20 protein-coding genes are annotated in these 23,482 nt (G+C 44.0%); 8 read left to right on the top strand and 12 right to left on the bottom strand.

Translation table 11 applies throughout. From position 1 onward, the window contains the following. Nucleotides 1-166: 166 nt before the first annotated feature. On the top strand, nt 167-1,573 hold the full coding sequence (locus OCV19_RS24535) for an alpha-amylase family glycosyl hydrolase (protein ID WP_065676786.1): 1,407 nt from the start codon (nt 167-169) through the stop codon (nt 1,571-1,573). A gap of 128 nt (nt 1,574-1,701) precedes the next feature. Here the strand turns inward: OCV19_RS24535 and OCV19_RS24540 are convergent, their stop codons facing one another. From OCV19_RS24540 to OCV19_RS24555, 4 genes are all read right to left on the bottom strand, one after another. Further along, the gene (locus OCV19_RS24540; RefSeq protein ID WP_065676787.1) at nt 1,702-3,573 is read right to left on the bottom strand and encodes a methyl-accepting chemotaxis protein; all 1,872 of its coding nucleotides are present in this window, start codon (nt 3,571-3,573) and stop codon (nt 1,702-1,704) included. Nucleotides 3,574-4,007: 434 nt separating this feature from the next. Further along, nucleotides 4,008-5,378 (bottom strand): YjiH family protein, encoded by a 1,371-nt coding sequence (locus OCV19_RS24545; protein WP_065676788.1) that lies wholly within the window; start codon nt 5,376-5,378, stop codon nt 4,008-4,010. Between the two features lie 228 nt (nt 5,379-5,606). After that, complete coding sequence (locus tag OCV19_RS24550; RefSeq protein WP_065676789.1) at nt 5,607-6,281, bottom strand: YoaK family protein; 675 nt, start codon at nt 6,279-6,281, stop codon at nt 5,607-5,609. Between the two features lie 175 nt (nt 6,282-6,456). Then, entirely contained in the window at nt 6,457-6,939 is a 483-nt protein-coding gene (locus OCV19_RS24555) for a GFA family protein (protein ID WP_170926836.1), read from the bottom strand. Between the two features lie 32 nt (nt 6,940-6,971). Here OCV19_RS24555 and OCV19_RS24560 point away from each other — a divergent pair, with 32 nt between their 5' ends. The 3 genes from OCV19_RS24560 (at nt 6,972) to OCV19_RS24570 (ending at nt 9,618) form a co-directional block, all read left to right on the top strand. After that, complete coding sequence (locus OCV19_RS24560; protein WP_065676790.1) at nt 6,972-7,625, top strand: hypothetical protein; 654 nt, start codon at nt 6,972-6,974, stop codon at nt 7,623-7,625. 124 nt (nt 7,626-7,749) lie between these two features. Continuing rightward, nucleotides 7,750-8,049, top strand: a complete 300-nt coding sequence (locus OCV19_RS24565) for an isoamylase early set domain-containing protein (RefSeq protein ID WP_009845720.1) — start codon at nt 7,750-7,752, stop codon at nt 8,047-8,049. 276 nt (nt 8,050-8,325) lie between these two features. Then, a complete protein-coding gene (locus OCV19_RS24570) occupies nt 8,326-9,618 on the top strand; it encodes a peptidoglycan DD-metalloendopeptidase family protein (RefSeq protein WP_050650911.1) in 1,293 nt (430 codons plus the stop codon). Between the two features lie 131 nt (nt 9,619-9,749). Here OCV19_RS24570 and OCV19_RS24575 read toward each other — a convergent pair whose 3' ends face one another. Both OCV19_RS24575 and OCV19_RS24580 read right to left on the bottom strand, forming a co-directional pair. Next, complete coding sequence (locus tag OCV19_RS24575) at nt 9,750-11,594, bottom strand: putative bifunctional diguanylate cyclase/phosphodiesterase (RefSeq protein WP_065676791.1); 1,845 nt, start codon at nt 11,592-11,594, stop codon at nt 9,750-9,752. 141 nt (nt 11,595-11,735) lie between these two features. After that, the gene (locus OCV19_RS24580) at nt 11,736-12,632 is read right to left on the bottom strand and encodes a LysR family transcriptional regulator (protein ID WP_065676792.1); all 897 of its coding nucleotides are present in this window, start codon (nt 12,630-12,632) and stop codon (nt 11,736-11,738) included. A gap of 108 nt (nt 12,633-12,740) precedes the next feature. Here OCV19_RS24580 and OCV19_RS24585 point away from each other — a divergent pair, with 108 nt between their 5' ends. The 3 genes from OCV19_RS24585 to OCV19_RS24595 all read left to right on the top strand — a co-directional run bounded on the left by OCV19_RS24585 (nt 12,741) and on the right by OCV19_RS24595 (nt 14,816). Next, the gene (locus OCV19_RS24585; protein WP_065676793.1) at nt 12,741-13,946 is read left to right on the top strand and encodes a multidrug effflux MFS transporter; all 1,206 of its coding nucleotides are present in this window, start codon (nt 12,741-12,743) and stop codon (nt 13,944-13,946) included. A gap of 99 nt (nt 13,947-14,045) precedes the next feature. Further along, on the top strand, nt 14,046-14,396 hold the full coding sequence (locus OCV19_RS24590) for a hypothetical protein (protein ID WP_017057980.1): 351 nt from the start codon (nt 14,046-14,048) through the stop codon (nt 14,394-14,396). 285 nt (nt 14,397-14,681) lie between these two features. Beyond that, nucleotides 14,682-14,816 carry a hypothetical protein gene (locus OCV19_RS24595; protein ID WP_010431176.1) on the top strand — a complete coding sequence of 45 codons (135 nt, stop codon included), beginning with the start codon at nt 14,682-14,684 and terminating at the stop codon, nt 14,814-14,816. A 153-nt stretch (nt 14,817-14,969) separates the two neighbouring features. Here the strand turns inward: OCV19_RS24595 and OCV19_RS24600 are convergent, their stop codons facing one another. The 3 genes from OCV19_RS24600 to OCV19_RS24610 all read right to left on the bottom strand — a co-directional run bounded on the left by OCV19_RS24600 (nt 14,970) and on the right by OCV19_RS24610 (nt 17,655). Further along, on the bottom strand, nt 14,970-15,587 hold the full coding sequence (locus tag OCV19_RS24600; protein WP_050620585.1) for a glutaredoxin domain-containing protein: 618 nt from the start codon (nt 15,585-15,587) through the stop codon (nt 14,970-14,972). 69 nt (nt 15,588-15,656) lie between these two features. After that, nucleotides 15,657-16,547 carry a DMT family transporter gene (locus OCV19_RS24605; protein ID WP_065676794.1) on the bottom strand — a complete coding sequence of 297 codons (891 nt, stop codon included), beginning with the start codon at nt 16,545-16,547 and terminating at the stop codon, nt 15,657-15,659. Between the two features lie 154 nt (nt 16,548-16,701). Then, nucleotides 16,702-17,655, bottom strand: a complete 954-nt coding sequence (locus OCV19_RS24610; RefSeq protein WP_065676795.1) for a porin — start codon at nt 17,653-17,655, stop codon at nt 16,702-16,704. 377 nt (nt 17,656-18,032) lie between these two features. Between OCV19_RS24610 and OCV19_RS24615 the strand changes: the two genes are divergently transcribed. Then, nucleotides 18,033-19,052 carry a succinylglutamate desuccinylase/aspartoacylase family protein gene (locus OCV19_RS24615; protein WP_065676796.1) on the top strand — a complete coding sequence of 340 codons (1,020 nt, stop codon included), beginning with the start codon at nt 18,033-18,035 and terminating at the stop codon, nt 19,050-19,052. 313 nt (nt 19,053-19,365) lie between these two features. Here OCV19_RS24615 and OCV19_RS24620 read toward each other — a convergent pair whose 3' ends face one another. The 3 genes from OCV19_RS24620 to OCV19_RS24630 all read right to left on the bottom strand — a co-directional run bounded on the left by OCV19_RS24620 (nt 19,366) and on the right by OCV19_RS24630 (nt 22,849). Then, nucleotides 19,366-20,085, bottom strand: coding sequence for a DsbA family protein (locus OCV19_RS24620; protein WP_065676797.1), 720 nt, complete (start codon nt 20,083-20,085; stop codon nt 19,366-19,368). Between the two features lie 127 nt (nt 20,086-20,212). Then, nucleotides 20,213-20,782, bottom strand: a complete 570-nt coding sequence (locus OCV19_RS24625) for a protein disulfide oxidoreductase (RefSeq protein WP_065676798.1) — start codon at nt 20,780-20,782, stop codon at nt 20,213-20,215. Between the two features lie 3 nt (nt 20,783-20,785). Then, on the bottom strand, nt 20,786-22,849 hold the full coding sequence (locus OCV19_RS24630; protein ID WP_065676811.1) for a protein-disulfide reductase DsbD family protein: 2,064 nt from the start codon (nt 22,847-22,849) through the stop codon (nt 20,786-20,788). Between the last annotated feature and the right edge of the window lie 633 nt (nt 22,850-23,482).

Below are 23,482 nucleotides of genomic sequence, written 5' to 3' on the forward strand. Positions count from 1 at the left end.
TGGTGCTACGCCCTCAACTATCCACCGTGAGTAATTGGTAGGAGGAGGAGGGTTTTTAATGAGTAACTCATATAATAAATGCCATTCTTGAGGAAATTTATGCAGCTTTGCCTTTTAGCCTTTGCCTTTTCTAAAAAGCTGTAAACGAGTTTGGTAGGAGAACAACATGGAGAGTTCAGCTATGTTAAGCAACCCAGCGACAGATGTCATATTGCATGCCTTTGACTGGTGCTACGCTGACGTAATGAAGAACGCCCCACTGATCCAAGAGTTGGGTTATAAATCTGTTTTAGTATCACCGGCGATGAAATCGCTGCGCGGCCCTAAAGGTTGCGACCGAGATTCTGGTACCCAATGGTGGCAGCGCTATCAACCACAAGATTATCGTGTGATCGATAATCAACTTGGTGACACGCAAGACTTCACAGCGATGGTGAACACGTTAAAGCAACATGGGCTTCGTACCTATGTAGATGTTGTTTTTAACCACATGGCCAACGAATCTGGTATCCGCGGTGATCTGACGTATCCCAATCAGCAAGACATGGCGTCTTATCAAAAAGATGCTGATTATTATGAATCCATACGTTTGTTTGGTGACCTTTCTAAGCCTTTATTTGATGAAAACGACTTTGTGGAAGCGTTTGGTATCAAAAACTGGAAAGACACTTGGGAAGTGCAGAATGGGCGTATTACTGGCGGAGCCAGCGATCCTGGTTTGCCAACGCTGTTAGACAACGACAATGTGGTTGCACAACAACGAGCGTATCTAAAAGCCTTGAAAGCGATTGGTGTGAAAGGTTTCCGCATTGATGCTGCAAAACACATGACACTGTCACACCTGCGCAAGGTATGGACTGATGATATCTGTGAAGAAATGCACATCTTTGGCGAGATCATTACCGATGGCGGTGCGACGGAAGAAGAGTATGAGCTATTCCTTGAGCCATATCTGAAACACACGCGTTTAGGTGCGTACGATTTCCCTCTGTTCAATACCATTTTCAAGGCCTTTGAAGAGCAGGGCAGCTTTAAGTCTCTGATCAACCCTTACTGTTTTGGTCAGGCTCTGTCGAATATGCGAGCGATCACGTTTGCGGTCACTCATGATATTCCCAATAACGAGGTGTTTTTGGAGCATGTGATGGATGAAGTGGACGAGCGATTGGCTCATGCCTTCATTCTTGGTCGCGATGGCGGTGTACCACTAGTTTACAGTGAATTAAGCACGAGCGGTATTTTGGATCAGAATGGCCAGCCTCGTTGGCTTAACGACTGGCAAGCGCCTTACATGAAAAGCATGATTCAATTCCATAATCATGTTCATGGCGAAGCGATGTGTGTAGTTGAAGCGAATGATGATTTGTTGGTATTTGTCCGCGGTGACAAAGGCATTGTGGTGATCAACAAGTCGAAACGCAGCAAAACCGCCTCGTTAAATTGGACTGGTGCGGTAACCGATTTACTGTCGGATGATGTGTTTGAATGTGTTGGTAAGGATTTAACCATCAAGGTGGAATCGAACCAATGCATGATGTTAACGACGAATGAATTGAAGCCTGTCACGAGTTAACTTGGATAGACTAGAAAGAGAAGCCCCGCTTACTGGCAATCAGTAATCGGGGCTTTTTATTTTAAGCTATTGCTCGGTAACTAAACCAAATGGCGACTCAGCCAAACGGCAACTGAGCCAAACCTTGGTTAAACCGTAAACTTATTCAATAGCTCGTCTTGTTGGCGAACATTGTCAGTTTGCTGCTGCATTGCGGTATTCGCTTCTTGGGCCGCTGTTGATACTTGTGTTGAAAGGTCTTTGATCTTAACAGTGTTGTTATTGATCTCTTCCGCTACCAAGCTCTGCTCTTCTGCCGCTGAAGCAATCTGGATGTTCATATCTGAGATGCGTTGAATCGCGTCACGGATACGGTCAAGTGAAGAGTTAGCTTGCTGAGCGCGTTCAACGGCGTCAGTGGCTGTGTCTTTACTTTGGTTCATCGCGTTCGATACTGAGCTTGCACCCGCTTGGAGCTGTTCAATCATGTTGCGGATTTCAGTAGTCGATTCTTGAGTACGTTGCGCCAGAGTGCGAACTTCATCGGCAACGACTGCGAAACCACGGCCTGACTCACCAGCACGCGCCGCTTCAATAGCTGCATTCAATGCCAGTAGGTTGGTTTGGTCTGCAATATCGTTGATTACTTTTAGAATCGTTTCGATGTTGGCTGTTGCTGATTCAAGTACTTGTACTTCAGCAACGGCTTGGTCGATGCGCTCAGATAGGTTATCAATCGCTTGAGTAGTATCACTAACTACAGAAGTACCGTCTAGTGTTGCTTCGTCTGCTTCACGAGCAGCAGCTGCTGCACCTTGAGCGTTGTTTGCGACTTCTGTTGCGGTAACCGCCATCTCGTTCATTGCTGTTGCTAACTGTTCAAGCTCTTGCAACTGGGTATTCATTGCGTTCGCTGATTCGCCCGCACCTTTCACTGTGATTTCAGTGCCACGTTTAATCTCAACACCAATCGCTTTCGATTGAATGATCTGATTTTTCAGGTTTTCAGTAAAGGTGTTGAAGCCTTTCGCTAGGTCAGAAAACTCTTGGTCGGTATTGGTATCTAGACGCTTAGTTAAGTCACCTTGTCCGCTTGCTACGTCTTGAATTGCTTGGTTAAGCGCATCCAGTGGACGCATTAATACACGAATCAGAACAGTCAGTGCGATGATGCTAAGAATCACTGCAATCAATGAATAGATCATCGAGCTGTTCTTCAATTCTTCAACGGTTTGAAAAGCGATCTCTTCATCAAGGATGACACCAATGTACCAATCTTCACTTGGGATGTGGGTGAAGTTAACTAAGAACATTTTGCCGTCGACTTCAATTTCTTGAGAGCCTTCACGAATAGTCGCTTGAGGCATGTAGCTTGAAAGCAATTCGCCATTGTTTTTCGCATTTGGGTGAGCAATCGTGGTGCCGTCGGCTGTTACTAGGAATAGGTAACCCGCATCAAACAAGTTCACTTGGTTTACCAAGGTAGCGAGGTTCGTCAATTCTAGGTCATAGAACATACCCGCAGTGAAACGACCGTTGTCTTTAACGGGTGTACCCACTGAGATGATGACTTTTTTGCTTGATGCATCCACATAAGGAGCGGTCACAACTAAACTGTTTTTGGATTTAGCATCAATGTACCAAGGACGGATTCGTGGGTCGTAATCTGGCCCTGCATCCCAACCGTCATCATTTTCAATAACGAAACCGTTGGCTTCATAACCAAAACCAACCGCTAGGAAGCTGTTTTTAAGCTTTGGTTTTTCTAATATTTCTTTTACGTAAGCGCGATCTTCAGGGTTGATCTCGATGACTTCAGTCGTCGATTGAGCCAGCGCCTTCTTGGCGTTCATCTCTGATTCGACGGTATTTTTAACGCCAGAGACCATTTCTTTCAGGCTCGCATTGACGTGGTTTTCTACAGCACTTCTTACGGTGTAAAGTTGTTGTATTGAAAGCAATGATACTGTCACTAGCAGCAAGGCTGATGATGCAGCAACCACCTTATGGCTAAATTTCATTGAGTTTTCCCCTTCTCACAGGCTTTGCGAAGACTAAAGTTAATCGTGTTTTTGTAATTATATATATCGACTAGATTGAAAATTACTTGAATGTAAATTCACAAAATAGACTACAAAAATACAACAACCTAAACAATACAAAATTCACTAAATCACATATTTGTTACTTTTAGTATTTGGTTCAATGATTTGGGGAATGGGACTGGACGGAGTTTAAGGAAGAATTAAGAATGTATTAATTTGTTGGTTATGTGTTCAGTTTTCTATTAACAAGAGGTGGGGTGAATAAACGATATGAAATCAAATGATATGCCAGTTTTATATATTTAAGGGCTTTGAAATTGATGCGTGAATATATTCCGTACAAAAAAAGCCCCACAAAAGTGAGGCTTTATAAACTGAATCTTTATTGAATTATATAAGTAGTATCTAATTTAGAATATTAGATGCGCTACACCAGCGATAACTGGAAGTGTAATTAACGTACGTAGAATAAAGATAATAAACAGTTCTAAGATGTTCACTGGAATCTTACTGCCTAGAAGTAGAGCACCCACCTCAGACATGTAGATCAGCTGAGTTACCGACATTGCTGCAATAACAAAGCGAGTCATCTCGTTGTCGATAGAAGCCGCAAGGATTGCTGGGATAAACATGTCCGCAAAACCAACAACAATCGTTTCAGATGCTGCAACCGCTTCAGGAACACCAAGTAGCTCTAGGAATGGAATGAAAGGCTGACCTAGGATTGAGAACACAGACGTGTATTCCGCAATAACCAGTGCCATTGTACCTAAACCCATAACAACAGGCAGTACGCCAAATACCATATCTACGGCGTTACGAACGCCTTCGCCAAATACAGATTTAGCCGACTTTACTTGAGATGCTTTATTTACCGCTAGCTCAAGACCCCAAGAGAACGTTGAGTGACCTGCTGGGATCGCGTCAGCGTCTTTGTGCGGCTTGCTGCCATCAATGAAAGTATCTTTCTTCATGCTTAGTGGTGGAAGGCGAGGGATGATCACCGCTGCCACAATACCCGCTAAACAGATTGCTGCGTAGAAAGGTAGGAACAGGTGCTCTAGTTCTACCTGAGCAATAACCACAAGACTGAATGTGATAGATACTGCTGAGAAAGTCGTACCAACAACCGCAGCTTCACGCTGAGTGTAGAATTTCTTCTCGTACTGTTTGCTTGTAAGCAGGATACCAACGCTGCCGTCACCCAACCAAGAAGCCATACAGTCAATAGCACTGCGGCCTGGTAGGTTGAAGATTGGACGCATGATTTTACTTAGTAGCGTGCCAAACAGCTCTAGTAGACCAAAGTTAAGTAGAAGCGGAAGTAGCAAACCAGCAAAGATGAATACTGAGAACAGTGTCGGAAGCAGGCCTTCTAGAACCAGGCCACCAGTATTTTCTTCCCAAATAACCTCAGGGCCAACTTGGAAGAAAGCCATAACGGCTGCAGCACCACCAATTAAACGAACCAACAACCATAGTGGAGATGGGTTGAAAAGGCCGTTTAAAAATGAATTTGATGTAATGATTGTAGGCTTAAAAATGGTGCTTAAAACTGAAGCTACAGACATGAAAGCAACGATCGCAGTGATGATAGGGACTAGATATTCACCGAAAACCGCTTGAATTGATTTGGCTAAGATAGCTACAGGGATGGTTAGATCACCTTGATAGCTGATTGGCGCCATGAAAAGGAATAAACCAATCAATGATGGGATTAAGAAAACCCAGAAACTGCCTTTAGATTTCTCTGTTTGAGCAGTATTCGTGTTGTTAGACATGTTATTGTTCTCGAATTTCTACACGTAAAAAAGCCACATCCTTGGCATTTTTATTCACTAAACGTCCGTATTTTCTCATTGGGTGCAAGATTACCCAGTATTAATATCGCTTGCAATACTATTCATCAAATATCGCTAAATATTCATGCTGGTTATTCTGCAACGTATTAAGAGTTTAGAATAAAGTGTTGCGGATGTTACGTAGTTTGAGGTTATATTGCCAGATATTTATGAATTGACTGGGGTTTCAGTTCGATAGGTCAAGTATAACCAGTAGCTAAACGCAATAATGAAGGCGAAAGAAGCTGGGAAAGCCAATGCTAAGATTTCGAAGCGTTGGAACAGACAAGCGCCAATTAAGCCGCCAAACAGGAAGCCAACCACAATGAACATTAGCAGTTTGGCTTTACGGCGGTCAAAAGGCATCCCCTTTAAGCGAGCGCCAATCATGATCCCAAGATCGGTAATGATCCCGCTCATGTGTGTTGTTCGAATGATCGCCCCGCTGTAAGTGGTGATCATCGCGTTCTGCAAACCACACGCGGCTGAAGCGAAATACTGACCTGAAGTATAGCCTTGCAACAGTGTCCACAGCGCCAAAAACAGCAATCCACCCTCAATACATAGCGCAACACCGTAACGGCGTCCTAACTTCAATGCTTGGTTTTCAATAAAGAACCCGCTGAACGCCGCACCTAACATGAAGCTCATGATCACCAATAGGAGGTGAACAGAAGCCGAGGTCGGTGTAAGCAGACTACTGCCTAGCAAAGACATGGTGCCGGAGATATGGGAGATAGCTTGATGTTGGAAGCCAAGTAAGCCGATAGCATTAACACTGCCAGCAAGGGCTGCTAACAGTAAGGCGCCGTATTCAACCCAGCGAGGTAGCATAGAAATCATGTGGTTCACCCTGGGTTAAATAGAGGAGCAAGATTATAACGCTAGAGAAAAGATACGCTAGCGCTGTGGAGCGTTGATATTTGATCTTAGGCAACAGTATTGCAGTTTGTTTTAATACTGTTGATCTATAAAGATAACGGTCAATAACGAGATAAAGATAACGCTCAATGACGAACTAGTTGTAATGGCTCATTTGGTGGTCGAACTTAACCCAACCGTGCTTGCGTTCTTCATAAACCGAAAAGCTTGGTAGTGGGAAGTCTTGCTCTTTAAATAATCCGAGCGGGACGATATAAAAATCGGCGGCGGCAACCGACTGCAAAAGCATGGTGGTGCCACACTTGGGGCAAAACTGATAGGTGACTTCATTACCCGTATCGCTGATGCGTGAGAAAGAGGTCACTTCACCGCTGAGTGTGACTTGTTCTATTGGGAACCGTGCCTGAACGCCGAACACACTTCCGGTGCGTTTCTGACACTCATAGCAATGGCAGACAGAGGTACGTTGAGGTTCGCCTCGGCATACTAGATTGACTGCTCCACAGCGGCATTCGCAACTTCTGATATTTCTATCTTTAATATGATTGATATCCATCCATGCTCCACTTCTGGTTAAGCCTGTATTGATAATTATACTAAAGCCCTTTATGGTCTGCACAACTGGATGAAAACAAAAGAATATAATTGCCCATGAAAAAGAAAATCTTACCTATTCCTCTGATTCTACTGATTCCAATTGTCATGCTGGTTGTGGTGATAGTGGCGGGTGTTTATCGCTTTAGCTTAAGTGATGAAGAGATCTTGGCGAAGTTTCCTTCTTCTCAAGTGAGTTATGACCCAGTCGTAGAAACCGTTTTTGATTTGAAGGCGACCAACCCATGGACAATTAAAGTTCCTGAAACTAACGCCTACGCGTTTATTAATGAAGTTGATGAGCCTAGAGCCATCGCGTTTGGACGCTATGACTCAGGTGTTGAGCGCGGCGTGGTAACGGTAGACACCAATAATCTTTCAGCCGCTACGCTGGGCAAGGCGAGTTTCTTTGTCGCGCCGATGTGGATATCTAACCAAGGCAGCGGTGTTTTCTATTATCTAGGCCTGTTTAAACATGACCAGCAACGAAGCCGTGTGGTGTTAGTCGACCAACTTTTTCTGGGCGATCGTATACGAATTCAAACATTGGAGGTCGCTCAGCAGCCAGATTCGCAATCACAGAATAAACTCACTGGGGAAGGTTTTATCGGCTTTACTCAGCATTCTGCGGAACAATCATTTGCAGAACCCCCTTCTGAAAAGGTGTTAATGAGTTTTTCTTTTGATACGCAATCAATTGGTAAGCAATAACGTTTGCGTGAATGTAAGGATCTGTTGTTTATGTGAGCCAAATTACATATTATCTTAGTTAGATGAATGAAATTTAGACACACTTAGCTTTGTGTCCGCTTATTTTTACAAATGGAGCTTGCGAATGATTAATAAACGTTTTTTTAAGACGAAAGATGAAGTTGAAGTGACCTTCGAGCTAGAAGCTCAGGAAGCGAACTCTGTATCCATCGTTGCTGACTTTCTTGATTGGAAAGCTACCCCAATGAAAAAACTAGCCAAAGGGAAGGTTTACAAGTTTAAAACTCGCCTACCTAAAGATGGCGAGTTTCAATTCCGCTACCTAGTTGATGACCAACAATGGGTGAACGATGCGAACGCTGACCGTTACATCCCAAATGAGTTTGGTGAAGACAACTGCTTAGTGTCGACGGTAAACGCATAATCTTTTCTTAAAACCAGCGACTAATTCGCTTCGTTTATTAATTATTCGAAACGGAATAACGTCAACCAATAGAAAGCAGAAGCTAGCCGTTTCTGCTTTTTTATTTTTAAATTTAGCGGTTAATTTTATTTCTTATCTAGTGGCTCTTCATCTACGGCAACTCAATGACTTAGGCTAAGTTGGGCAGATTCACATCATATTATGACAATGCATTGATGATTTATGCGTTTGAAAAGCATATCCTATGCCTTTATATCGTAGAAAGACCTGTTTACCGTGTATTCAAAAATATTTTCCTCTCCGTTTGCCGAGCTTTCACCTGTAAAAAAAGTAGCTATTTTAGGACTGCCACTTATTGCAGCGATTGGGGTTGCTCTGCAATCTTCGCAATCAAATCTGACGAAAACGATCGAGCTTGATCTACCAGACTCAACCGTTATTGAGTCAATTCTGTCACCATCTTCTGTTACCGTTATTGAGCCACCGACATTTGAGTATCAAATTCAATCTGGCGATAACTTGAGTAGTATCTTCACGCAACTTGGATTTTCTTATAAATCGATGATGAGCGTGATGGAAACCGATTTGAACTTCCTTGCTTTAGATACGCTTCGCCCTGGTAATACATTACGCTTTTGGCGTGATGAAGCGACCGGCGACCTTTCTAAAATGGAACTTCAATTTAGCGTCGCAGACAAAGTGGTTTATCGACTGCTTGATGACGGCAGCTACGAATTCGAAGACATCTCTATTCCGGGTGAATGGAAGCAAAAACCTTTAGTCGGTGATATTCAAGGCAGCTTCTCTATGTCGGCGAACAAGGTTGGCCTGAGCAGTCTTGAGATTGACCATATTGTGACTCTTCTTAAAGACAAGCTGAACTTTAGCCGAGATCTGCGCGCTGGCGATCAGTTTGAAGTGCTTCAAAAAGCGCAATATGTTGATGGTGTTGCAACCGGAAAACGTGAAATTGAAGCAATTAAGATCATGAATCGTAACCGCGTTGTATCAGCGTACTTGCACACTGATGGTCAATATTACGATGCCAATGGCGATAGCTTACAACGAGCTTTCCAACGTTACCCTGTGAGCAGTAGCTGGCGCCAAAGTTCTCAGTTTAACCCTAAGCGCTTACACCCTGTGACTGGCCGCATTTCACCGCACAACGGTACAGATTTCGCGACGCCAGTTGGTACGCCGGTTCAAGCAACGGGTGATGGTAAAGTGATTATGACGCGTAAGCACCCATATGCGGGTAACTACGTGGTCATTCAACACGGCAGCACATACAAAACACGTTACCTACATTTGAGTAAGATTCTGGTTCGTAAAGGACAAACGGTATCTCGTGGACAGCGTATTGGTTTGTCTGGCAAAACTGGCCGAGTGACAGGCGCACACTTGCACTACGAACTGATTGAACGTGGTCGTCCTGTGAATGCAATGACAGCAAATATCCCGATGGCAGATTCTGTGCCTAAAAAGGAAAAAGCGACGTTTGTAGCAGCAAGAGATGAGGCTGATAAGCTATTAAAGGTCGCTTTAGAAGCCCAATCTAATAACAGCTAGTTAGACTCTTTGAGATAACCCTGAATAAGGTTGTTATTCATCAAGCATAATTAGAACCGCGAGAGCATCACTCCGAGTAGAGTCATGACCTCGCGGTTTTTTTGATCCTAGGTCAATTCAAGGATAGCGGTTTAAGCCAAAGGCTCAGAATGAGTAACATAGCTGACGATAGCTTCAGGTCGCATGGGTGGTGAGTAGAGGTATCCTTGTATCTTGTCACATCCCATTGCGTGCAGCTTTTCTAATTGCTCACGCTTCTCTACGCCTTCCGCAACCAAAGACACATCGAGTCTGTGAGCAAGCTGGATAATCAGCCAAACAACGCTTTCTGAGGTTGAGTTGGTCAGCAAATTACGGATAAAGGTGGCATCAATTTTAATGCAGTCGATGGGGTAGCTGTGGATGTAGTTCAAACTGGAGTAACCCGTACCGAAATCATCGAGCGCAATAGTGAAGCCTTGCCCTCTCAAAAAGTTAAGTGCCGATTTTGTCTCTTGGGTTGGAGATAACAGCACCGTTTCGGTTAACTCAATAACAAACTCATCAGCTTTAAAGTGATGCTGTTCAATGGTTCGTGTGAGATAGGAAATATAGCGTTTCGAGTCGGTAAGCTCATGAGCAGAACAGTTTATTCCAAGCTTAACCTTGTAACCTAAGCCTTGTTCTAAAGTGGTTTTAGCGCGGCACACTAACTCAATAATACGCTCACCTAGCTCGACAATCAGCCCAGACTCTTCAGCCACTTGAATGAACTCCACAGGCGATATGTCACCGTGTCTGGCGGTCTTCCAGCGAGTCAGCACCTCGAAATATTCCCATTGCGTCTCACCTTGACCCACAATGGGTTGTACAACTACGTACATTCCATTGCTATCTGGGATATAGCTTTGTGATATCGGGTTTTCGAGTTCATTTCGCAGCGCGGCAATTAGCTCGGTTTTTCTTTGGTAGCGAGATCTCAAGTGGGTGTCATAACATTGAATATGAGTATCTTGGCTGTGTTTACACTCTTTCAGCGCCAAGCTAGTGTTGAATATGATCTGTTCAACGTCTTTGTTGTCTCCGTCCGAACTGGCAATTCCAATGCTGAGTTCCAAATCTATCTTAATATCAACGCTGCTATAGCCTTGCTTAATTTTTGCCAGTATCTGCTCGCACACCGCTATCGGGTCAGAGAGGTAAGTAATGAAGGCGAACTCGTTGCCTGCAGTCCGGAAAGTCAGGTTGCTTTCGGGTAAGGTTCGACGCAAGGTTTCTGCGACAAATTGAAGTACTTTATCGCCAATATAATTGCCGTGCATGTCATTAATGGCTTTGAAGCTATTGATATCGAGTAAAGCCAATGTAAACGGAGTGACGCTCTGTTGAGTAATCGACTCTAAGGTATCTGATAGACAGCTTCGGTTGAGTAACCCGGTTAGGCTGTCGTGTGACACCTCATAACTAAGCTGATTTACAAGTTGTTCGGAACGATCGTTAAACCACATTTCACGCAAGGTGTGGATGATGATGTCGGCGAACAATTGATGGTGCTTTATCACGTCTTGTTGCTGATCAGGGCTAAGAGGCGAGGTGAACGTTGAAAACAGCACGCCCATCACTTCGCCACTTTGAGTTCGAGTCGGGATCGCGATGGAGTTTTGTGAGGTGATTTCCTGCCTAAATGCCGATGTCGGCAATGACTGGACGACGTACTGAGCAAACGAGCAATCTGGGTGTCTTTGATTGACGGCTTGTTGATAGATATGACCATGGCGCGCATTGATTTTGTCATGCAATACATGGTCAGAATGGGCGATCACCAAAGGAACGGTTTGGTCAGGGAAGTGCTTCTTTTCAATGATGCTGGTGTATTGAGTATCAAAGGTCTGATGTAAAGTAAGCACAGCCGACTCTAAAAGGTCGATACCTTCCAATTTCAGCAAACGGCCAATGCGCTCTGTGTCTATCATGCTGTTGTGCGTATGTTGAGTCATAGCCACCACCCCTAGTTAACCAGATTCACTGTGTAAGCGGTATACGTATTATCTTGTTATGTGCGAAATTGTATAATCCATATGCACCAAGTTAATTATTAGCCGTGTTGTATAACTTTTCAAATTAAAATGTGACTTATTTCACAGAGCTTGCGTGCCACGCTCTTTGTCTAGCCTATCTTTGAGATGGTCCAAAAAGAGCTTGGTTCGCGTATGCGAGTAATCAAGCTTAGGGTAGTACGCGTAAACCATCACTTCGTCGGCAGTAATATTTGGCAATACTGGAACTAATGTCCCTTGTTTTAGATCCTCTTTGATCATCGCTTTGATGGTTAATAGTACGCCCATTCCTTGCTTGGCTGCGTGAAATAGAGCCTCAGGGTTGGTGGTCGCAAAGTTACCGTTGAGAGTGATGCGTTGCCCTTTAGTGAGTGTGACTTCTCGGGTAGGCCGCTCTCCCCAAATCAAAGAGTTGTGTTGTTCTAAGTCCTGTTCGCTGGTGGGGTAACCATGTTTAGCCAAATAGCTTGGCGCAGCATAGAAGCTAGCTTTGTGCTCAAACAGCGGTGTTTTCTTAAAGCTTAACGAGTTGAGCTGTTCCAGTTCACGGCTGATCACCAGATCTAAGCCAAGTTCTGGTAATTGCCCTGGCGTGGTCGTGATCAGCTGCACTTTAATGTCCGGATACTTTTCTAAGAAGTCGTCCATGTATTGCACGAGAAACTTAGAGCCAACCGCTATCGTTGCGCCTATCTTTAACAGGCCTGCTGGGGTTTGGTTAACCGAGCGTGTCTCATCAATTATGGACTGCCAATTGTCGAGCTGATCTTTGGCTCGCAGGTAAAAGAGCGCACCTGCTTCGGTTTGGCTAATTGATCGCGTGGTGCGCTTTAACAGTTGGGTGCCGATGCGCTCTTCTAGCCAGTTCACTCTTTTACTGATCGCCGAGCTGGTGGTATTCAGTTTTCGAGCAGCACCATTGAAGCTACCCTCTTCGACTACTCTGACGTAGCTTTTTACGTTAAGAATCCAATCCATATTATTTCCTGTTAGGACTTAATAAAATTCCAATTTAGCTAATTATCAATTGTTGGTTTTGAATGTAAACTCATCTAATGAACAAATATCAAACGAATAGGGAATTTTTTGAGCCAATCGACCTTTAAAAAAACGCCGTTACTCTTAGCAATGATGATTATTGCTACGGGGCAGGTGGGTGTGAGCATCTACTTGCCAGCATTGCCGTTAATTGCTTCTGACTTAAGTGCTACTCAAGTAGATGTACAGCTGCTCGTGACGCTGTTTCTGGTGGGCTTTGGCTTGTCTCAGCTATTTTACGGACCGATGTCCGATGCGGTGGGAAGAAGACCTATTTTCTTGTTAGGTCAGGGCGTTTATTTGATTGGTACTGTCGTTTGTGTTGTGTTTTCTGACAATATGATGGCGCTAGAAGTTGGTCGCTTGCTGCAAGGTTTAGGGGCGGGTAGTGCCTCGGTTCTTGGGAGAAGTGTGCTTCGCGACAGCTATGATGGTTCTCAACTCACTAAGGCGCTGTCTTATATCTCGATCACAGCTTCGATCATGCCGATCATTGCGCCAGTATTCGGTGGTTGGATTTCATTTCACCTCGGTTGGCAGGCGGTGTTCCTGTTCGTTTTATTGTATCTACTAGCGATATTCACACTGGGTTACTTTGTTCTGCATGAAACTTTGCCATACGGAAAGAGCCGCTTTGATGCCTGCCAAGTGGTGAAGAACTATGGGCGCTTGTTGACCAATCGCCAAGTGTTGACCAGTGCCAGTTACAACTGGATGAGCTACATGGCGAGTTTGGTATCGCTGTCGTTGTTTCCATTCTTAATGCAAGAGCAATTGGGGCTGACCGCCGCTGAATATGGCTCATTGATGATTGTTCCTTCGGCAGGCTTACTGATAGGTAGCGTCGCTTTAAACTTACTCAATCGTAGGTTTAGTACGCCCCAACTGATGAGCCTTGCGATTTTGATTATCTTGGCATCGGGAACTTGGCTTCTTACTCATGAGTTATCCATTTTTAACTTAGTTTGGGCGTTTACTTGGTTGGCGATAGCACAAGGCATTTCGTTCCCACTATCAATCAGCATGTTATTAGAACCTCATAAGAAACAAGCGGGCGCAGTGTCGGCATTGTCTGGTTCAATTCAGATGTGTTTAGCGGGTTTATTGGGTGGGTATCTAGTAGAAAGTTGGGTCACGACTCATCTACAGTTAGGCGTGTTCTACCTCATTATTGGTGCAGCCATGGGTGGAGTGCTTTGGTCTTCAACCAAAATGAACAAGAAAGGCGATACTGTTGAAGTGGAATATAGCTAAACACTAAATTCACTATCGTTTAACGCACCATCGTTAATACGTTGTATTTGTGCTGATGGTTTTCTACAATGCTTCGGTCCATTGAATAGGTAAAACAAAATGCAGCAAAATGAATTTGAAGTACTGGTAAAAGCTATCTGCGCACTAGATGGCCTGCCTCAAGCGCTTGAGCTATTGAAATCCAATGAGGATACAGAAGTCGCTGAGGCTGCTGCATCACTGACTGGTCAATTTGCACTTGCTGAAGTGGAAGGCGAAAAGCGTATTTACCACGTGACGCTTCAAGAAAATGAACAAGGCGAAGAGCAAGAGTACATCGAACATGTCATGAATGAAGGCGATGACTTAATCAAATTTGCAGCTTGGTTCTTTGAAACGATGTTTGAATTGAAGCAAAAAGACACATACCAAATTGCCGGTAAAACTTACAGACAGCCGAAGCGCAGCTAGGTTTCTCAGTAAAGCATTTTAGAAAGCAGCTCTCTTGAGCTGCTTTTTTTATCAGTGTCTAAATCAATGTCTTGGATTGTTATTAGGAATGGAGCATTAAGGCCAAACCGGACTTCAGGTTAACTCATTGATATACATATACAATGCTGACTAGCACACAGGAAAAATTAGGTTTATTGCAATTCAATAGCTCACATTGCATTAAAGTGTGATTTAGATCTTGTTTTTGGGCGTTTTAAGTGTAAAATCCGCGCTAAAGAAAGTTGATTATGTGCGGAGATAAGCATGAATTACGAACTAGGCCACGCATACCTTGGTCAAATGGCAGCAAAAAACATGATGCACGAAGCATTGTACGGTACGTCAAAGCCAAAGAAACCATCGTTCTTTAAGCGAATGATGAAGAAAATGGCTAAATAAGCATTTTCAAAAACGGAATTTTAAAAGGCCTTAAACTCGATGAAGTTTAAGGCCTTTTTCGTTTTAGGGATTGGTGACAGTTATCGCTTTGTTTTGTTGTGGATGGACACAAAAAACACTAATTTAGCTTCTGACTAATGGCTTTTAATGAATTCAGCCAGCAGATTGATTGGATAAGTCGACCACATTATTAGGGATGCTATCTAAACCATTCTCTTTCATCCACGCTTCTAAGTTGTCGGCACCACCGATGTACTTACCATCAAGCCAGATCTGCGGGACAGTGACCGGTGTTTTCTCACCAATGTGTGCTTTTACCTCTGGAATCATACGATACAAAGCGGCACTGTCTTTTACGACATCGTGGTATTGGTATTCAACACCCGCTTCATCCAACATTTTCTTTGCTTTAACACAGAATGGGCAGGTCGCCTTACCATAAACGATGTTGCCTTTTAGGCTGTCTCGTTTGGTCCACTCTTTGATCACCGATTGGACTAACACACCGCGATTCAGCGCTTCACCTTGGCTGACCACTTTGCCTTCAACAACAAGGATCGGAGCATGCCAAGAACCCAGCTTTAAAGGTTCCCACCAGTGAGATAACCAATCTTTCACTTCTAGTTCGACATCAACGTCAGCCAATTCATTCTCAAAAGTGTCCTTAAGAATGTCTTTGGTAAGGGTACATTCTCCACATGGGATATTTACTTTAAATGGACCCCAGCTGCCTGCCCAACGGTATAGTGTAATCTTGACTGGTTTCTTCATGGTTACGACCTCGCTTAAAATTCTCTTATCAATATAGAACGGACAGTCGAACTATTTATTTCATCGACTTTAAACTTTCTTAACTTTCGCCGTTTTTTTTGTTTCCCAATGGGTAATGAATGCAACTGACGCAATGATAATCGCAGCCCCTAGCCATAAACGACCTGGTGGAACCCAACTGAAGACCAGCCAACCAGCCAAGACATTTAGAGGTAATTTCGCGTGATCAAACGGTTGAACGAAAGAGGCATCAGCCACCGAGTATGCTTTTACAATAGCCCACTGAGCCAGTGCTGTCATAACACCGATAACGATTAAGATAGCCCAAATAGTGCCGCCACTTGGCATTTGCCAATCAGGAACGGCCAGCAAGATGTTAAATGGCGTAATTAATAGCAGAAGGTAAACCACCATGGTGGAAGGGCTGTCTTGTGAAGAAAGCTTTTTCACCATCAGTGAGTAGCATGCCCAAAAGAACGCTGCACCAACGGGTAACAACGTCGCCCAGCTAAAGTCTTCAGCCCATGGCTCTAGAATCACCATCGCACCCACGAAGCCTGCTAAGGTTGCCCCCCAACGAGCTGCGCCCACTTTCTCTTTTAGGAAAAGACCAGAACCTATGGTTGCAAACAGTGGCGAAGTCATAAGAAGGGCTATGCCTTGCCAAATCGGCACAGGGTAAGCCAGCGCCCAAATCCAAAGTTGGATACCAATAACCGATAGGAAGACACGGAATACGTGTAGCTTGAGATTATCAGTTTTTAGTGCTCGTCGAATTCCCAATGTTTTTAGATAAGGAAGAATAGCGAACAATGCAATTGAATACTGAATGACGGCAACGGTAGTAGAAGTCAGTCCGAAATGAATGCTAGCGATTTGAGTTAGGCTGTTGATCAAAGCAAAGGCTAAACCAGCGGTTAGCATCCAGCTAGCGCCTTGAATCGGATGGTGTTGTGACATGATGCTTCTAATTATTTGATGTGGTTCACCTATGATACGGATTTAGCACAATGAAACCAGAAAAAGCATTGATGAAGTTAGTCAGAATATTTGAATATGAAAAAGGTTGAGCCATTGCCCAACCTTTTTAGCCTTCATCTAAAGTAAATTTAGATTAGAAGTCGTAGCGTACACCAGCTTGTAGTTGGTCATCTTTATTGTCTAGTTGCTCGAACTTGTAACCAGCATATGTACGAATGTGGCCGTTAAACTTGTATACCGCTTCAATAGCAAAGTTGTTTGCTTCTTCATCAGCCGCTTTATCGAACTCACCGTAGTTATATACGCCAATTAGTGATAGCTGTTTAGTTGCCTTGAAGATAGCTGAAAGCTCGTAGCCTGTGTAGTCTTCATCTGCAACTGAAGCCATTGTGTATAGGCCACCAACAGTAAACGCATCCATGGAGAACTGAGCTACAAGGTTGATTTGATCGTCATCGAAGTTACCATTCTTTTGAGAAACATAACCCGCACCAAGGTCAAATGCACCTAGGTTGTACATAGCAGCGATGCCAAAACTATCAGCGTCTTTTTCATTTGCTGCGATGTAGTTAGCTTGCACTGTCAACGCGTCAAACTCACCAGAGTAAAGGAAGTTATTCTCACGTTTATCTTTGTTACCATCAACGGCATCAGCGGCATCAGCACCAAATGTAGCCATTGTATCCGTAATGTCAGTCAACATTACCTGTGATGAATCTTGCTTACCGTAAGAGAATTCACCGAAGTTTGTACCAAGGCCAGCATAGAAATAACGGTTAGTAAGTGAGTCCGTTTTCTCTCCATTTACACCTTCAGCCGTATCTCCAGTAAATTCAGCTTCATATTTACCAAAGCCGTATAACTCATCTGAAACTTGAGTTTTACCTGAGATATTTAGACGAGCTCGTGACTTGTCTTTGAAAGAACTGTCTGATGCACTTTCGTTGTTGTCAGAGATGTTGAAGCGAGCTTCCGCACGACCGCCAATCTTAAGCTCAGTGCCGTCAGAGCTGTAAACTGTTGCTGCTAGAGAAGAACCTGAAACTAGTGCTGCTACCACTGCAGAAGCTAGAACTGCCTTTTTCATAATCACTTACCTTGTATTTTAAAATCCGTGAGCAATGCGCTCTCCGTTTCGATATGAAGCTAATTTAGAGCAGATAAATTAAGCTTTCATTTCCATAAAATTACATTTCCGTGAATAGGGAACTTATTTAGGCGTTGATTTTATTGCACTTTTATTTCATTTGGCTGAGCGGTTTGTGAATAATTGTCTAAATTAGAAGTTTTAGAACCGCTATCTGTACGAGTTTTACTTTGAAAGAGATGAGGATGTTATGAGTGAGTTCTATGGGCTGAACTGCAGCTGTTAAATCGATTAACTGCTTGTACTGGTTAAGATATCCTCTATGATGCAAAAACTTACGAGAGAATAGATTTTGCTCAACAAGATGGAGTGGTTGGATGAAAACAGAGTACTTAGGCGATGTTTTACAAGGCAGGCAGGTTATTGGCTCCTTGAATGTTGAAGACTTACAGGTCGGAGAGCATCAGTTTTGGTTTCAAGTGACCAGCGATGGACTAGGGCAACCGAAAAATATGCCAGTGTCTGTTTTTAAAGGAAGCCAAGATGGGCCAAAGTTGATGATCACCGCTGGTATTCATGGTGATGAGTTGAATGGCGTGTTGGCTGCTCAACAAATTATCAGAGATCTCGTTGGCAAGAACTTAACTGGCACCGTGACTATTGTGCCTACGGTCAACTTGTCTGGTTTGTTAAATCATAGCCGCGATTTTATCTCTTCTGATCCGGGTTCATGTCCGGCTAATCTCAATCGACTTTTCCCTGGTGATTCTCATGGTTTAGCTGCTGAGCGTTTTGTAGCGTCATTATGGGAGCGCTTACTCAAGCACAATGCAACGTTCGCGGTTGATCTTCATACTCAAACGCGCGGCGCGGTTTATCCTCTCTATGTTTTTGCTGATTACCGGATTGATCAATGCTTGGAGATGGCGAGATTAATGCAACCCGATTGCGTGCTCAATGACCCAGGCGACCCAGGTATCTTAGAAACCGTATGGAACCGAAGTGGTATCCCAAGTATCACGGTCGAAGTAGGGATGGGTAAGTTTACTCAACCTGACATGATTCAAAGAGCGGTAGACGGTGTTTTGAACATGCTTTCCTATTATGAAATGCTTGAGGTCGATGGACAAGATCCGTTAGAAGTAAAGCAACTGCCAAGCATGGATTGGATTGAAGGCAACAACGTCGTGTCTATTCGTGCTGATATTGGTGGTTTTGTTCTGCCTCAGGTCGAGCTTTTGCAAAGCGTGGAGCAAGGTGATTTGTTAGCCATCCAATATGATGCTTTTGGTAATGAATGCCGTCGTTATCACGCACCGTCTGCTGGACGTGTCCTTAGCTATAACGTGGATGCGTTAAGGGAGCCGGGTGCGCTTGTTTGTCGCTTGCTAAGTTAAGGCTCAGTCGTTGGACGTTTCCGTGTTAATGCACTGTGTTGCGATCTAAAACACGTAAAAAAAGACCGAGCTAGGCTCGGTCAAAGGACAGTTGTCTAGAGTAAGCACGTCTTGGACTTATCGAGAGAACTGCTTTTAGAGTAGCGAGGCTAGATTAAGAATCCATTGCAAGATAGTGACACTTCGACTGCTTTTCTATTTCAAAAATAATATTGAAAACATTATCTTAAACTCATCAAAAAGCCGACTGCGAGTTACGCGAGTCGGCTTTTTATTACTTCTCTTTCGAATCTTTATCTCTATCTACACTCGATTAAAAAGCGTCATCCACGATCTCTTTTAATCGGTCATAAGGCACATATCCTAGTAAAACATTTCCGTTCATCATCATGGTTGGAGTGCCCGTTAAGCCTAGTGCACTGAACGTTTGATGGTTAGTGGTTAGAACCTGGTTTTGTTCTTGAGTTGTTTTTAGTTCCGCCTCTGTTCCCGTCTTCTTGGCAACGGCTTCTAGTGAGCTTTTCGAGTGAATACCGCTTTTCGCCATCAGCAATCTATCAACTTCAGGGAATGCTTCTGGGTTATCTTTCCATACTTTCATCGCGTATAGCGCCGCGTTGGTGTCTAGTCCCGAAACCTGTTGCTGCTTAAACGATAAGTACACGTTGATCACTTTAATGTCGCTGTTTTCAGAGGCTAATTGAACCAAGCCTTTTTCCAAGCGCTTACAGTAAGGGCAGTTATAGTCGGTAAAGTTAATGATGACCGATTTGCCATCCGGATTGCCCGTGATTGGGTGGGCGTCATTGTTGTATAACCAATCATGGCTTTCCGCTTGGGCTTTCTTCGTTTGCTCTTGACCTGCAACGTACTGCTCTAAACTGGTATGCAATCCAGAGATCGTCGATGGGTTTTCCTTCAGGAATTGATTAATTTCTTCAAGTTGTTGAGTTTGTTCTTTGTTTAATTCTGCGAAGGCATTAGTACTCATTAATGAGCCTAAAATCAGTGCGCTTATCAGATGCTTTTTCATATTGTCTTTTCTCTAATTCGTGATAATCGTGAGCGCTTATTAGGTTGCGCTCACATTAATATTGTTTGTTAAACTGGCTGAGTCGGTTTATTCACTTAGCTTTGCTCTGTTTTTCTTTGTGAGCGATTTAGGCAAAGTAGGTTCTTAACCACAGGCCGATAGGGGATGTAACGCCGGTTGCGATACTGCTAATCTTTCCATCTTTGATGATGACAATACTTGGCGTGACATTGACTCCCCAACTTCTGCTGATCGATCCAGAGAGATCATTGATAACAGGGAATTCATACTCTTTGGCGTCTAAGAAGCGCTGAACACGTTCGTCTGGACCAGATGAAAGTGCGACAGAAACTACTTGATGGGAGTCGCTGAAGCTATTAACCGTCGGGCTCACCAATTTGCATGCGCTGCACCAAGTCGCCCAAAAATAGACAATAACGGGCTTACCGTTTTTGCTTAGCTCGATAACATCAATATCTTCCCCTTGGAGCGATTGACCTACAATTGGAATCGCGTCGCCTTGAGGCATGCTTCTGCTGTGATAAAAGTCCATGGCAAATGAAACCACGCCAACGATCAATATCATTGAAACCAGTTCCTTTCCCCACTTCTTAAGACGACTTGGCTTTTTGGCCTCACCCTTTACAGCGTCGTCTTCAATCGTGCTAGATTTCTCTTCATTGTTGGGAGTCTTCATCAGTTATCTCGCAGCGTCGATGGCTTGAACGACAGTGTCACTGTTGAGAATGACAGGCAGTGGAATACCGCTTTTATAGCTCGGGCCGTAGACGATATTAAATGGCACACCAAATCGCCCATTACTTTGTAAATATTGAGTGACACTTTCACTTGGTGTTGTCCAATCACCTTTCATCAAAACAATGTCTTCTTGCTGTAGGTGACTGTAGACAGGGTCTTGAAGGATGACGCCGATCTTGTTGGCTTTACAGGTGATACACCAATCAGCAGTCACATCAACAAACACCGTTTTGCCTTCATCAACGAGCTGAGGGATTTGCTTCGCATCCAGCTTTTGCCAAGCGAGATCGTCAACAATCGGAGTCGCCCAGTTATCAGCGGTGACACTACCGACGATCAATGCAGCACCAAACATCAAGGTTGTGGTTGCGACGATAGGAATCAGCACCTTGCGACCCAACTTACGACCAATCCAAATCAATACTGAAATCACGATAAATAGCGACAGCAGGATAGTTGGGAATTTACCAATGAATGGGCTAAGGAGGCTTGTTAGCCATAGGCTGGTAATGAACATCATTAAGCCAAATACCAGCTTAACTTTGAACATCCACGCCCCAGGCTTTGGAAGCAATTTGGTTAGGCTTGGGAATAGCGCAAAGATCAACCAAGGCGCACTCATACCGATACCGAGCGCGATGAAGATTGCCCATAGCTCTTGGTAGCTTGCTCCGAGTGCATACGCGACAGCGGTTCCTAGGAATGGTGCGCTACATGGCGTTGCTAACAGCGTTGCAAACATGCCTTGAACAAAGTGGCCTGAATGTGAGTCATCACCTTTGGTTGCCATCCAAGTGTTTAAACCTGATGGTAGTCTGAATTCGAATAACCCAAGCAGGTTAATCGAGAACAGCAAAGTGATGATCAGCATGAACCCGATGAACCAAACGTTTTGGAATTGGATTCCCCAACCAATCGCATTACCCCCCATTTTTAGTGCGGTCATACCTAGGGCTAACAGCGCAAATGATGTAATGACACCTGAAGCAGAAGCTAAGAATGAGAGTCGGATATGACGATTAGATGCACCTTGGTTTTGAATGATGCTGTTTAATTTCATTCCTAAGACTGGCAAAACACATGGCATGATGTTGAGGATCAAACCACCAATTAAAGCGAAGCCTATCATCGCCAAAAAGCCGTTGTTGCTTGTTTGGTAAGCGATCGGTTCTGAGCCAACTTGGGCCGTCATCTCTTCGGCGAAATTAGTGTCTGAAACGGTGACACTCACGTTACGGTCCGTTAAGTCGACTTCACCTATCCAGTTGCTCACATCAAATACGGCCGTCATTGTATTGTCTGTGATGTGGACGCTTGGTTGAGAGAAGAAGTCATCAATCACTTCTTGCCCGTCAATCAACACCATCGGCTTATCCCAGCCATCTTTACTTGTCAGCTGAGTAACCAGTTGCTGCTTGCTCTTGTCCCAAAATAGACCATTGACCGAAGTGCGGTTAGCTTCTCGTGGAGATTGGCTCATCCCTTGGTTGAACAAGAACATCGCTTCTTCATCGAGCGCTAAGGTTTGTGGGTCAATCGGCAGTTCGATATCGTAATCGGTTAACACACAGATATTGGTACACGACGGAAAGGTAAACGATGCCCTGAATATCGCAGGCTTCGTGTTGTCTTTCAGGGTTAACGTGACAGGAAAGCTGACATGTTTTTTGTAGCCTAACGTCATGACGTCAAGCTGCTCGTAGTATTTAGGTATCGGCCAGCGCCACTCTACTGACTCAATGTTTGTTGAACCAGACCAGTCCCAGCTTGGCGGAATGCCACCTTCGCCTGGGCTGCGCCAATAGGTTTTCCAGTCGCCGTCGAGCACGACATCGAGCACGGTTTGAATCTTAGAGCCGTCCTCCGATTGTTCACCTGTCGACATCATTCGCATCTTAACAGGCGGATGCTCGGGCACACTAAGCCAGCCCGTTGTCTGTGCCAAGGCGGTAAATGACGTCATAACCAAAAGGGCAGTGACTAAGGTTTTCGCGCATGTACGCATAGAGAATGCCAATGAATCGACAAACTTAGTTAGTAGTGTGTTGTACACAAATGTATCTCCAAAAAATAAATAAAAGGGTGTAGTAGCCCGGTTATTTACTCTCTAAATATACAGTGTTTTAGATGCAATCGGTGTTTTGTCGGTCGAGTAGAGCGATGATTGTCTCTAGATAATCTCGAGATGTGAGGAGGTAAGTTAAACGCAACAGCAATAATAAGTACGAATGGGATCAGCCAGCCGGTTTTAGGGGCGGCAAAGGTCAGCATTTTCGAACTCAGGCTGCATGAACTTGAATTGGGTGACGTTAACATTTTTGAGGCTTCTAAGCCGAAAACACTGGCGTATAGAGTGGCCATTTTTTCTGAAGAAGCGATGTCGGTTTGAGGGTTACTGGTTTCTGTATGAGTTTGTGCGCCAACTAGGACTGATTGACCATTAGCGGATGCAGATAACGATACTTTCTTTACGGCCAGAGTGCTCGCCAGACAAGTTACGATAACCAGTCCGGTAAGGAAGAGCGCCCAAAGCGAATGCTTTTGTCGGCGGTTCTGTGTGGATAAGAAAAGTAGTGATGTGTTCAGCAAATTAGTCAGTAATCAAATCTGTTATTAGTTAAAGCCAGCTCATTGAATT

The sequence above is a fragment of the Vibrio celticus genome (genome assembly GCF_024347335.1).
In the GTDB taxonomy this organism is placed as follows: Bacteria; Pseudomonadota; Gammaproteobacteria; order Enterobacterales; family Vibrionaceae; genus Vibrio; species Vibrio celticus.

Bases quoted from the DNA above. Each gene is read 5' to 3' on its own strand.
- OCV19_RS24535 (WP_065676786.1), top strand. From the start codon at position 167: ATGGAGAGTTCAGCTATGTTAAGCAACCCAGCGACAGATGTCATATTG.
- OCV19_RS24540 (WP_065676787.1), bottom strand. From the start codon at position 3,573: ATGAAATTTAGCCATAAGGTGGTTGCTGCATCATCAGCCTTGCTGCTA.
- OCV19_RS24545 (WP_065676788.1), bottom strand. From the start codon at position 5,378: ATGTCTAACAACACGAATACTGCTCAAACAGAGAAATCTAAAGGCAGT.
- OCV19_RS24550 (WP_065676789.1), bottom strand. From the start codon at position 6,281: ATGATTTCTATGCTACCTCGCTGGGTTGAATACGGCGCCTTACTGTTA.
- OCV19_RS24560 (WP_065676790.1), top strand. From the start codon at position 6,972: ATGAAAAAGAAAATCTTACCTATTCCTCTGATTCTACTGATTCCAATT.
- OCV19_RS24565 (WP_009845720.1), top strand. From the start codon at position 7,750: ATGATTAATAAACGTTTTTTTAAGACGAAAGATGAAGTTGAAGTGACC.
- OCV19_RS24575 (WP_065676791.1), bottom strand. From the start codon at position 11,594: ATGACTCAACATACGCACAACAGCATGATAGACACAGAGCGCATTGGC.
- OCV19_RS24580 (WP_065676792.1), bottom strand. From the start codon at position 12,632: ATGGATTGGATTCTTAACGTAAAAAGCTACGTCAGAGTAGTCGAAGAG.
- OCV19_RS24590 (WP_017057980.1), top strand. From the start codon at position 14,046: ATGCAGCAAAATGAATTTGAAGTACTGGTAAAAGCTATCTGCGCACTA.
- OCV19_RS24595 (WP_010431176.1), top strand. From the start codon at position 14,682: ATGAATTACGAACTAGGCCACGCATACCTTGGTCAAATGGCAGCAAAA.
- OCV19_RS24600 (WP_050620585.1), bottom strand. From the start codon at position 15,587: ATGAAGAAACCAGTCAAGATTACACTATACCGTTGGGCAGGCAGCTGG.
- OCV19_RS24605 (WP_065676794.1), bottom strand. From the start codon at position 16,547: ATGTCACAACACCATCCGATTCAAGGCGCTAGCTGGATGCTAACCGCT.
- OCV19_RS24610 (WP_065676795.1), bottom strand. From the start codon at position 17,655: ATGAAAAAGGCAGTTCTAGCTTCTGCAGTGGTAGCAGCACTAGTTTCA.
- OCV19_RS24615 (WP_065676796.1), top strand. From the start codon at position 18,033: ATGAAAACAGAGTACTTAGGCGATGTTTTACAAGGCAGGCAGGTTATT.
- OCV19_RS24620 (WP_065676797.1), bottom strand. From the start codon at position 20,085: ATGAAAAAGCATCTGATAAGCGCACTGATTTTAGGCTCATTAATGAGT.
- OCV19_RS24625 (WP_065676798.1), bottom strand. From the start codon at position 20,782: ATGAAGACTCCCAACAATGAAGAGAAATCTAGCACGATTGAAGACGAC.
- OCV19_RS24630 (WP_065676811.1), bottom strand. From the start codon at position 22,849: ATGCGTACATGCGCGAAAACCTTAGTCACTGCCCTTTTGGTTATGACG.